This window comes from Rathayibacter sp. AY1H3, assembly GCF_002932015.1.
On record NZ_PSUU01000021.1, the window covers coordinates 53564 to 63753 of the forward strand.

A 10190-nucleotide genomic window follows, 5' to 3' on the forward strand; every position below is an offset into this window, starting at 1 on the left:
TTCGTGTCGCGTGTCGGACGGTGGGGGAGCCGCAGACGACGCTGCCGCCGCCCTGGAGGGGACGGCGGCAGCGTGCGGTGCAGGAGGAGGCTCAGGAGAGACGCTCGCCCGACTCCGCGTCGAAGATGTGCACGCGGTGGTTCGCGGTCACGTACACGCGGTCGCCCGCGGTGGGGTGCACGCGGCCGTCGACGCGCGCGACGATGTCGGTGCGGCGGCCCTCGACCTCGGTGTGGCCGTAGAGGTAGCCGTCCGAGCCGAGCTCCTCGATGAGGTCGACCTCGATCGGCAGTCCGCCGGGCTGGGTCGAGACGGTGACGTCCTCGGGGCGCACGCCGAGCGTGACGACCTTCTGGCTCGTCTTCGCGAGCGCCTCGCGGGCGATCGGGAGGACGGTGTCGCCGAACTTGACGCCGCCGTCGGTGACGTCCGCGTGGAACAGGTTCATCGCGGGCGAGCCGATGAAGCCGGCCACGAAGACGTTGTTCGGGTTCTCGTACAGGTCGCGGGGCGAGCCGACCTGCTGGAGGAGGCCGTCCTTGAGGACCGCGATGCGGTCGCCCATGGTGAGCGCCTCGGTCTGGTCGTGGGTGACGTAGACCGTGGTGATGCCCAGGCGGCGCTGCAGCGTGCCGATCTGGGTGCGGGTGGACACGCGGAGCTTGGCGTCGAGGTTCGACAGCGGCTCGTCCATGAGGAAGACCTGGGGCTTGCGGACGATGGCGCGGCCCATCGCGACGCGCTGGCGCTGGCCACCGGAGAGCGCCTTCGGCTTGCGGTTCAGGTAGGGCTCGAGGTCGAGCATCTTCGCGGCCTCGAGGACCCGCGCGGCGCGCTCGTCCTTGTTGACGCCGGCGATCTTGAGCGCGAAGCCCATGTTCTCGGCGACCGACATGTGCGGGTACAGCGCGTAGTTCTGGAAGACCATCGCGATGTCGCGGTCCTTCGGCGGAACGTCCGTGACGTTGCGGTCGCCGATGAGGATCCGGCCCTCGTTGACCTCTTCGAGGCCGGCGAGCATGCGCAGGGAGGTGGACTTGCCGCAGCCGGAGGGGCCGACGAGGACGAGGAACTCGCCGTCGCCCACCTCGAGGTTGAGCTTGTCGACGGAGGCGCGAGTGGCCCCGGGGTAGACGCGGGACGCGTGGTCGAAAGTTACGGACGCCATTGTTCTTGCTCCTTCACCGGCAGGTACGTGCCGGACGATCCGAGTGAATGGAAGTGATGGTCATCATCGCGTGGGCGACTCCGACCAACCGTCACAGTATGCCACGGGGCCGACAGTCGTCGGTCGGGCACCGCGTATCCGTCGTTTGGAGGTTTCCCAGGGCTCGCGCGTAGGATTCCGGCGAGTCGCGCCCGGCGACCCCCTTCTTCCCCCTCTCTCATTCGGAGCGTTCTTGTCATGACCACCGGCGGAGCCAACGACCGTCTCTCGAAGAACCAGCGACGAGAGGCCGCCCGAGAGAAGGCGCGCCGCCTGCGCGAGCAGCAGAAGCGCCGCGACCGCGTGAGCCGCTTCGCCCTGCAGGGCGGGCTCGCCGCCGTCGTGATCGCGGTCGTCGTGATCGTGGTCTTCGCCGTCACCTCGAGCATCCGCCCCGCGGGTCCGGGCCCGGCGAACATGGCGAGCGACGGTGTCGTCATCGGCGAGAACATGGTCGCGCAGACGAGCGGCGCCGTCGCCGCCGACGGGACGCCCACCCCCAGCGCGCTCGACACCTCGGCCGGCACGGTCGACATTCGGGTCTACCTCGACTACCTCTGCCCCTACTGCGGCCAGTTCGAGAAGACCAACGGCGACCAGATCAAGGAGTGGGTGACCAGCGGTGCCGCGACGGTCGAGATCCACCCGATCGCCATCCTCACGACCCGCTCCAACGGCACCAAGTACTCGGAGCGCTCGGCCAACGCCGCCGCGTGCGTCGCGGACCGCTCGCCCGACTCGTTCTTCGACTTCAACTCCCTGCTGTTCGCCGACCAGCCGGCGGAGGGGACCGACGGACTCTCGGACGACCAGTTGAAGGACTACGCCTCGCAGGCCGGCGTCGAGGACACGGCGGCCGTGAACACCTGCATCGACGACCAGAGCTTCGTGAGCTGGGTCCGCGCCGCGACCGAGCGCGCCACCTCGGGTCCGCTGCCCGGCACGGACGTGCCCGCGGTCACAGGCACCCCGACCGTCCTGGTCAACGGCGAGGCGTACTCGGGCTCGCTGACCGACCCGGACGCCTTCAGCTCCTTCGTGCTCTCGGCCGCCGCCGACTCCTACTCGTCGGCGACTCCCGCGCCCACCTCCTCCGAGACTCCGGCGCCGAGCGACACGCCCGCCTCGACCGAGGCCCCCGCGTCGACCGAGACCCCGGCTCCCGGCGACGCCCCGGTCTCCACCGAGGCTCCGGCCTCCTCCGAGCCGACTCCGGCCGCCGCGGGCTGAGCCCCGGACGCGCACGAGCCCCGCGCATGCAGAAGGCCCCGACCGCATACAGCGGTCGGGGCCTTCTTCTCTCCTGAGCCGACGACGGGACTTGAACCCGTAACCGCCCGATTACAAGTCGGGTGCGCTACCAATTGCGCCACGTCGGCAGGTGCGCTCGCGCGCCCGGCCACCCTATCGCGGGCCCGGATCCGGCCGGATCCGGGCCCGCCGCGTCTCACGGCTCGAGGATGCTGAGGTGCCGCTCGGCGGGAGCGGGACGCTTGGGGCCGCCGATCTTCCCGTCGGGACGGCCGACGTAGAGCCAGCCGAGCAGCTCCTCGCCCTTCTCGAGGCGATGCGCCTTCCGCACGGCCTTGTCGCGCGTGTAGGAGCCGGTGCGCCAGAAGACGCCCCAGCCCGCCTCGTCGAGCAGCAGGCTCAGGAGGTGGGCGACGCCCGAGGCGACGGCCTCCTGCTCCCAGGCCGGCACCTTCGACTTCTTGACGCTGACCACGACGGCCAGCAGCAGGGAGGCGCGGTGCGTCTTCTCGATGTACTTCCGCGGGTCCTTCTTCGCGCCCGAGGCGACCGCGAAGCTGCGGCCGACCCGGTCGCGGGCGGCGCCGCGGATCTCGATGACCCGCCACGGGCGCAGCGAGCTGTGATCGGCGAGACGCGACGCCGCCGAGACGAACGCCGCGATCTCGTCGTGCCCCGGAGCCTCCGGCGTCACCTTCGAGCGCGATCGGCGCGCGAGGACGGCCTCGAGCACGGGGGAGGAGGACACGGTCACTCGCCCTCGGCCTGGAAGTTCAGGGCGATCGAGTTCATGCAGTAGCGGTCGCCGGTGGGCGTGCCGAAGCCGTCCGGGAAGACGTGTCCCAGGTGGGATCCGCAGTTCGCGCAGCGGACCTCGGTGCGGACCATGCCGAGGGTGCTGTCCTCGATCAGCTGGACCGCGTCCGGGTTCACGGACTCGTAGAAGCTCGGCCAGCCGCAGCCGGAGTCGAACTTGGTGCCGCTCTTGAAGAGCTCGGCGCTGCAGGCGGCACAGGTGTAGAGGCCGGAGCGGTGCTCGTCGAGCAACTCGCCGGTCCACGGGCGCTCGGTGGCCGCTTCGCGCAGGACCGCGTACTGGTCGCGGTCGAGCTCCTCGCGCCACTCGGCGTCGGACTTGTTCACGGAATACGACGACATGGGTCTCCCTCGGAATCCTCGTCAGTGTACGGGGGCGGTCGCGCCCCTCCACCTGGTCCAACCCCCGGGGCGACGGCTCCATTCCGCCTCCGCGGGCTGTGGAGGAGACTCCCCGCCTCCATGCCGCGACACGGTCACGAGGTGTTCGGAGCGCCTCCCCGGCGGCGGCCGTGGGCCTGCCTACCCTGGACGGATGAGCAGGACGACGGACCCGAGACCGGGCACCGGTCTGTCCGAGCGCGAGTTGCGGGTGCTCGCCTTCGAGCGCGAGTGGACGGCCCGCTCCGGGGACAAGGACGACGCGATCCGCTCCCAGTTCGGACTGTCGGCCGCCCGCTACTATCAGGTGCTCAGCGCGGTGCTCGCCTCTCCGGCCGCCCTCGCGCACGACCCGATGCTCGTCACGCGGCTGCAGCGCATCCGCGACCAGCGCGCCGGCGCCCGCGCCTCGCGACGCCTCGGGCGCCTCGAGTAGACGAGCTGCTCGAGTCCACCAACGGAAGGCCGGCCGTACCCCCGATGTCGAACACGCACCCGAGAGACCGCTTCGACGAGGTCCCGGCGACGGAGGCGCGCGTCGGCGCCCACCGCCGGCCGCCGGCCCCTCACGCCCGCGCCGTCGCCCTCGCCTGGGCCGCCCTCGCCACCGGAGTCATCGTCCTGCTCGGCTTCATCGGGCTGCTGGTCATCGACGACCGGGTGCAGTTCACGGATGTCTTCACTCCGCCGACCGCGACCGCGGAGGCGACCCCGACCGCAGCCGCGACGCTCGATCCCGATCTCGCCGTCGCCGTCCTCAACGGCACCGCCACCGTCGGACTCGCCGCCAGCGCCGGCGACGCCCTGACGACGGCCGGATGGAGCGTCCCGACCGTCGCGAACGCGAACACCGAGGACATCGCCGCCACGACCGTCTACTACACCGACCCAGCGCTCGAGGGAGCGGCCCTCGGTCTCGTCGACTCGCTCGGAACGGGGACCGTCCTGCTCTCGCAGGACTTCGTCGAGACGGGCTCCGTCGTCGTGGTCCTGGGGGCCGATTACGCCTCCGAGCAGGGCTGATCGGGGCCCTCTGTTACGGGCACGTTTCCTCCGTGTTGAATCCCGGGCAACTCTTCCCCGCGAGGCCCTTTCCAGCCCCTCCCGGGGCCGATAGCCGGATTAGTATTCCTGACCAGGCACCAGCACATCGCTCGTGCCGCGGGCATCACAGCACTGGGGAGTACAGAGATGGCGAACGGAACCGTCAAGTGGTTCAACGCTGAGAAGGGCTACGGCTTCATCACGGTCGACGGCGGCGGACAGGACGTCTTCGTCCACTACTCCGCGATCGACATGTCGGGGTACAAGGTCCTCGAGGAGGGGCAGCAGGTCGCGTTCGAGGTCGGCACGGGGTCGAAGGGCCCCCAGGCCGAATCGGTCCGCCCGGCCTGACCACCGAGCCTCCCGGGAGCCGTCGTCCGCCTCGTGCGGGCGGCGGCTCCTTCGTGTCGGAGCGCGTGCCGGTCGCTTGCACTCGTCCACCGCGAGTGCCAGAATCGACCTTGGCACTCGCTCCGGTCGAGTGCCAGCACAGACATTTCACGACGTCCGGGAGGGACGAGAAACACACATGGCCAAGATCATTGCTTTTGACGAAGAAGCCCGCCGCGGCCTCGAGCGTGGACTCAACACTCTGGCCGACGCGGTCAAGGTGACCCTCGGCCCGCGCGGCCGCAACGTCGTCCTCGAGAAGAAGTGGGGCGCTCCCACCATCACGAACGACGGCGTCTCCATCGCCAAGGAGATCGAGCTCGACGAGCCGTACGAGAAGATCGGCGCCGAGCTCGTCAAGGAGGTCGCCAAGAAGACCGACGACGTCGCCGGCGACGGAACCACCACCGCGACCGTCCTCGCTCAGGCGCTCGTCCGCGAGGGCCTGCGCAACGTCGCGGCCGGCGCCGACCCGATCAGCCTCAAGAAGGGCATCGAGAAGGCCGTCAAGGCCGTCACCGCCGAGCTCATCGCCGGCGCGAAGGCGATCGAGACCAAGGAGGAGATCGCGGCGACCGCCTCCATCTCCGCCGCGGACCCCGAGATCGGCGCGATCATCGCCGAGGCGATCGACAAGGTCGGCAAGGAGGGAGTCGTCACCGTCGAGGAGTCGAACACCTTCGGCACCGAGCTCGAGCTCACCGAGGGCATGCGCTTCGACAAGGGCTACCTGTCGCAGTACTTCGTGACCGACCCCGACCGCCAGGAGGCGGTGTTCGAGGACCCCTACATCCTCATCGTCAACTCCAAGGTCTCGAACATCAAGGACCTGCTCCCGGTCGTCGACAAGGTGATCCAGGCGGGCAAGCAGCTGCTGATCATCGCCGAGGACGTCGACGGCGAGGCGCTGGCGACCCTGGTCGTCAACAAGATCCGCGGCATCTTCAAGTCGGTCGCCGTCAAGGCCCCCGGCTTCGGCGACCGTCGCAAGGCGCAGCTCCAGGACATCGCGATCCTCACCGGCGGCCAGGTCATCTCCGAGGAGGTCGGCCTCAAGCTCGAGAACGTCACCCTCGACCTGCTCGGCTCGGCCCGCAAGGTCGTCATCACCAAGGACGAGACCACGATCGTCGAGGGTGCCGGCGACGCCGAGGCCATCGCCGGCCGCGTCGCGCAGATCCGCGGCGAGATCGAGAACACCGACAGCGACTACGACCGCGAGAAGCTCCAGGAGCGCCTCGCGAAGCTCGCCGGCGGCGTCGCGGTCATCAAGGCCGGAGCGGCGACCGAGGTCGAGCTCAAGGAGCGCAAGCACCGCATCGAGGACGCCGTCCGCAACGCGAAGGCCGCCGTCGAGGAGGGCATCGTCGCCGGTGGTGGCGTCGCCCTCATCCAGGCCGGCAAGCTCGCCTTCGAGAAGCTCGAGCTCGTCGGAGACGAGGCGACCGGCGCGAACATCGTCAAGGTCGCCATCGACGCCCCGCTCAAGCAGATCGCCCTCAACGCGGGCATGGAGCCCGGCGTCGTCGCTGCGAAGGTCCGCGAGCTGCCCACCGGACACGGCCTCAACGCCGCGACCGGCGAGTACGTCGACCTCATCGCCGCGGGCATCATCGACCCGGTCAAGGTCACGCGCTCCGCTCTGCAGAACGCGGCGTCGATCGCCGGTCTCTTCCTCACCACGGAGGCCGTCGTCGCCGACAAGCCCGAGAAGAACCCGGTCGCCGCGGGCGGCGACCCCACCGGAGGCATGGACTTCTAGTCCGTCCCCCCACCACGCAGAAGGCGGTTCCCCTCCGGGGGAGCCGCCTTCGGCGTTTCCGGAGGCATCTGAGCGAGCAGCAGGCGACCGAACCGGCAGGTGGTTCTGAATCCGCTCCGCGACCACAACGGCGGTCCTCCTGCGGTGGCACCGCACTCCGCGCCGCCTCGGTCTCCTCAGCGGACACCGGCACCAGAAGCGCGTGGGGTGCGCCGGTGCGGGTCGCGACGTACGGGGTCGGGGCGGAGATGTCGTCGGCCGAACGGATGCGGACGGCGACTCTGCAAGAGCCGGCGACGCGGCATCCGTCGAGCGTCGGGTGTCATCTCCAGCGGTCCGGGCGGGCTCGCCGCCCGTTGGTCCCCAAGAGGAGAGAGTGAGCCGTGCGCGGCCGTGCGCGGCCGTGCGGGCCGGGTGGGCGAGGTCACGGTCGCTCGGGCGGATCGATCTGTGCCGCTCGCGGACGTCGACGGGAGAGCTCGGACCGAAGGGGCCCCCGAGGAAGGACGGACCGCGGTGCGGATCAGACCGAGGCGGGGGAGGTCTCGCCGTTCTGGCCGACCGTGAGCAGCGGCAGCGCGACGCGGAAGGTCGCGCCTCCGCCCGGCGTCTCGACGACGTCCACGCGGCCCTTGTGCGCGGCGACGATCGAGGACACGATCGCCAGTCCGAGGCCGCTGCCGCCGGTCTCGCGGGTCCGCGACGTGTCCGCGCGCCAGAAGCGCTGGAAGATCTTCTCGCGGATCTGCGGCGGGATGCCCTCGCCGTGGTCGATGACCTCCAGCAGGGCGAGGCGGCGGGAGCGGTCGACGGCGACGCCGATCTCGATCGGAGTGTCCTCGGGCGTGTAGCGGACGGCGTTGCCGATCAGGTTCGTCAGGACCTGGCGGATCTTGTTCTCCTCCGCCATCACCATCGCGGGCACGCCCGGCTCCTCGGGGGCGGTGGCGGTGCCGGCGGCGATCTCCTCGGCGTTGACCCGGCGCGGACGCCGGCGGAATCGGGCGAGCCTCGCTCCTGCCGCGGCGATCGGGCCGGTGAGCCCGGGGTTCGTCAGCTCCATGGTCTGAGTGGCGGAGGCGCCGGCCTCGTCGGGCTCGAGCGCGGGCGTCTCCACGGGGGTGTCGTCGCGGGTCTCGACGCCGAAGTCGCGGTCGGGCCAGGAGGCCATCGCGTCCATCGCGGCGTCGCGGGCGAGCGGCATCAGATCGACGGGCGCGAGTGCGAGAGGCTTCGTCTCGTCGAGGCGGGCGAGCTCGAGGAGGTCCTCGACCAGGCCGCCCATCCGGATCGCCTCCTTCTCGATGCGCTCCATCGCCTGGCCGACGGCCTCGGGCGTCTGCAGAGCGCCCATCCGGTACAGCTCGGCGTAGCCGCGGACGGAGACCAGCGGGGTGCGCAGCTCGTGGCTGGCGTCGCCGACGAAGCGGCGCATCTGGTCGATCGTGCGGGCGCGGTCGCGGAAGGCGGAGTCGATCCGCCCGAGCATCGCGTTCAGGGAGCGGTTGAGGCGTCCGACCTCGGTGTTGGGTGTCGTGCCGTCCAGGCGCTGGCTGAAGTCGCCGTCGGCGATGGCGGCGGCGGTCTGCTCGACCTCGCGCAGCGGGGCGAAGGTGGTGGTGACCAGCAGGCGGGTGAGGAGTGCGCCGATCACGACGATCGCGACTCCGAAGCCGAGGAAGATCGTGAGGTACGTCGTCATGATGACGTCGACGCTGCGGGTCGACACCGCGAGCAGGAGCGTCTGGTACTCGGTGCCCCTCGTGAACACCGTCGACATGACGTGGTACTCGACCTTGCCGTTGGAGCTCCAGATCTCCATCGGCTTGTCGCCGCCCTGCAGCGCCTGCTCGAGGGTGAAGGTCTGCGGGAAGGCGGGGTCGGCCGCGCCGGACGCGTTCGTGTTGTCGAGCGTGCCGTACTGGTCGTAGACGGCGCCGAAGTCGGCCTTGGACTCGTCGATCGCGGCGAGGTCGTTGACGGAGAGGTCGCTCGCCGTCCGCTGGACCTGGTCGGCCAGCTGCGCGTCGAGCTGGGCGACGAGCTGCGGCTTCAGCATCGTCATCGTCCCGATCCCGGAGACGAGGAGTCCCAGCGTGAGCAGGAGGACCGTGACCGCGGTGATCTTGGTGCGCAACGAAATCGAGTTCCACCGCTCGGCCAGACCCTGGTGCATGGCGGTGGAACTCCCTCGGGATCGGCGGGCGCCGCGCCTCCGGCGGGAGGTGGCGCCGAGGTGGCGGAGGCTAGGCCTTCGCGACCTTCAGCATGTATCCGAATCCTCGCTTGGTCTGGATGAGCGATTCCTCCGAATGCGTGTCGAGCTTACGTCGCAGGTACGAGATGTAGGACTCGACGATGCCCGCATCGCCGTTGAAGTCGTACTCCCAGACGTGGTCGAGGATCTGCGCCTTGCTGAGCACCCGGTTCGGGTTGAGCATCAGGTAGCGGAGCAGCTTGAACTCGGTGGGGCTGAGCTCCACCGGCTCGTCGCCGACGAGGACCTCGTGCGTGTCCTGGTCCATCGTCAGCTCGCCGGCCCGGATGACGGCGTCCTCCTCGGCGTGCATGGTGCGGCGGAGGATCGCCTTGATGCGCGCGACGATCTCGTCGAGGCTGAACGGCTTCGTGACGTAGTCGTCACCGCCGACGGTGAGGCCCGTGATCTTGTCCTCGGTGTCGTCCTTCGCCGTGAGGAAGAGGATGGGGGAGGTGTACCCGGCCGAGCGGAGGCGCTTGGTCACGCCGAATCCGTTCATGTCCGGGAGCATCACGTCGAGGATGATCAGGTCCGGCTCCTCCTCGAGGACCGCCGAGATCGCCTGGGCCCCGTTGCCGACCGCACGCACGGCGAAGCCGGCGAAGCGGAGGCTCGTGGTGAGCAGGTCTCTGATGTTGGGCTCGTCGTCGACGATGAGAATGCGGGGTCCGTCCATGCAGGACAGTATCTGGCCGTCGGCTGTACGGAGTCTGGGAGTCGGTTGTCCGGGCGCTCGGTGCCGGCTCGGCGGCGGGGAACGCCGGATCGGAGGCGGTGCGGCAGGAGGAGAGCGCGTCCGATCAGGACTGCGCGCGGCGGCGCCGGACCCCCACGATGAGCATCGCGATCATCATGAGGAACGCGATGGGCAGGCCCACCAGCGGCACGGCGAAGACGAACTGCCAGAACGGGCCGGCGTACTCGCGGATCCCGAGCGCGGGGGCGACCAGGATCGCGAGGAACGCGAGGACCGTCACGACGATGATCGCGATGAACATGTAGGCGAGCGTGCGCTCCGCGCGTCCGACGCCCGCCGGCTCCTGTGGCTTCACCCGTCAAGGATAGGGCGGCCCCGGTCG

The 10190-nt window shown here is 70.1% G+C and carries 11 protein-coding genes and 1 tRNA gene; 5 read left to right on the forward strand and 7 right to left on the reverse strand.

Features of this window, described 5'->3' with window-relative positions; all coding sequences use genetic code 11:
• Positions 1-91 precede the first annotated feature (91 nt).
• Complete coding sequence (locus C5C33_RS09935; protein WP_104224593.1) at positions 92-1168, reverse strand: ABC transporter ATP-binding protein; 1077 nt, start codon at positions 1166-1168, stop codon at positions 92-94.
• 237 nt (positions 1169-1405) lie between these two features.
• Between C5C33_RS09935 and C5C33_RS09940 the strand changes: the two genes are divergently transcribed.
• Positions 1406-2437: a thioredoxin domain-containing protein gene (locus tag C5C33_RS09940; protein WP_104261016.1), complete on the forward strand. Its 1032-nt coding sequence runs from the start codon at positions 1406-1408 to the stop codon at positions 2435-2437.
• Between the two features lie 76 nt (positions 2438-2513).
• On the opposite strand, the gene C5C33_RS09945 is transcribed toward C5C33_RS09940, so the two are convergent.
• The 3 genes from C5C33_RS09945 to msrB all read right to left on the reverse strand — a co-directional run bounded on the left by C5C33_RS09945 (position 2514) and on the right by msrB (position 3616).
• Positions 2514-2586 (reverse strand) — tRNA-Thr (locus C5C33_RS09945).
• 68 nt (positions 2587-2654) lie between these two features.
• Positions 2655-3212, reverse strand: a complete 558-nt coding sequence (locus C5C33_RS09950; protein WP_104226480.1) for a nitroreductase family protein — start codon at positions 3210-3212, stop codon at positions 2655-2657.
• On the reverse strand, positions 3209-3616 hold the full coding sequence (gene msrB, locus C5C33_RS09955; RefSeq protein ID WP_104224596.1) for a peptide-methionine (R)-S-oxide reductase MsrB: 408 nt from the start codon (positions 3614-3616) through the stop codon (positions 3209-3211). The genes C5C33_RS09950 and msrB overlap by 4 nt, the downstream gene beginning before the upstream one ends.
• A gap of 193 nt (positions 3617-3809) precedes the next feature.
• On the opposite strand from msrB, the gene C5C33_RS09960 reads away from it, so the two are divergent.
• The 4 genes from C5C33_RS09960 to groL all read left to right on the forward strand — a co-directional run bounded on the left by C5C33_RS09960 (position 3810) and on the right by groL (position 6851).
• Positions 3810-4091: a DUF3263 domain-containing protein gene (locus tag C5C33_RS09960; RefSeq protein WP_104224597.1), complete on the forward strand. Its 282-nt coding sequence runs from the start codon at positions 3810-3812 to the stop codon at positions 4089-4091.
• A 44-nt stretch (positions 4092-4135) separates the two neighbouring features.
• A complete protein-coding gene (locus C5C33_RS09965; RefSeq protein ID WP_104224598.1) occupies positions 4136-4678 on the forward strand; it encodes a LytR C-terminal domain-containing protein in 543 nt (180 codons plus the stop codon).
• Positions 4679-4846: 168 nt separating this feature from the next.
• Entirely contained in the window at positions 4847-5050 is a 204-nt protein-coding gene (locus tag C5C33_RS09970) for a cold-shock protein (RefSeq protein WP_104224599.1), read from the forward strand.
• Positions 5051-5228: 178 nt separating this feature from the next.
• Positions 5229-6851 (forward strand): chaperonin GroEL, encoded by a 1623-nt coding sequence (gene groL, locus C5C33_RS09975; RefSeq protein ID WP_104224600.1) that lies wholly within the window; start codon positions 5229-5231, stop codon positions 6849-6851.
• Positions 6852-7374: 523 nt separating this feature from the next.
• Here groL and C5C33_RS09980 read toward each other — a convergent pair.
• The 3 genes from C5C33_RS09980 to C5C33_RS09990 form a co-directional block, all read right to left on the reverse strand.
• On the reverse strand, positions 7375-9027 hold the full coding sequence (locus C5C33_RS09980; protein ID WP_104224601.1) for a HAMP domain-containing sensor histidine kinase: 1653 nt from the start codon (positions 9025-9027) through the stop codon (positions 7375-7377).
• Between the two features lie 70 nt (positions 9028-9097).
• A complete protein-coding gene (locus C5C33_RS09985; protein ID WP_055787731.1) occupies positions 9098-9787 on the reverse strand; it encodes a response regulator transcription factor in 690 nt (229 codons plus the stop codon).
• Positions 9788-9911: 124 nt separating this feature from the next.
• The gene (locus C5C33_RS09990) at positions 9912-10163 is read right to left on the reverse strand and encodes a hypothetical protein (protein ID WP_244229474.1); all 252 of its coding nucleotides are present in this window, start codon (positions 10161-10163) and stop codon (positions 9912-9914) included.
• Positions 10164-10190: the final 27 nt, after the last annotated feature.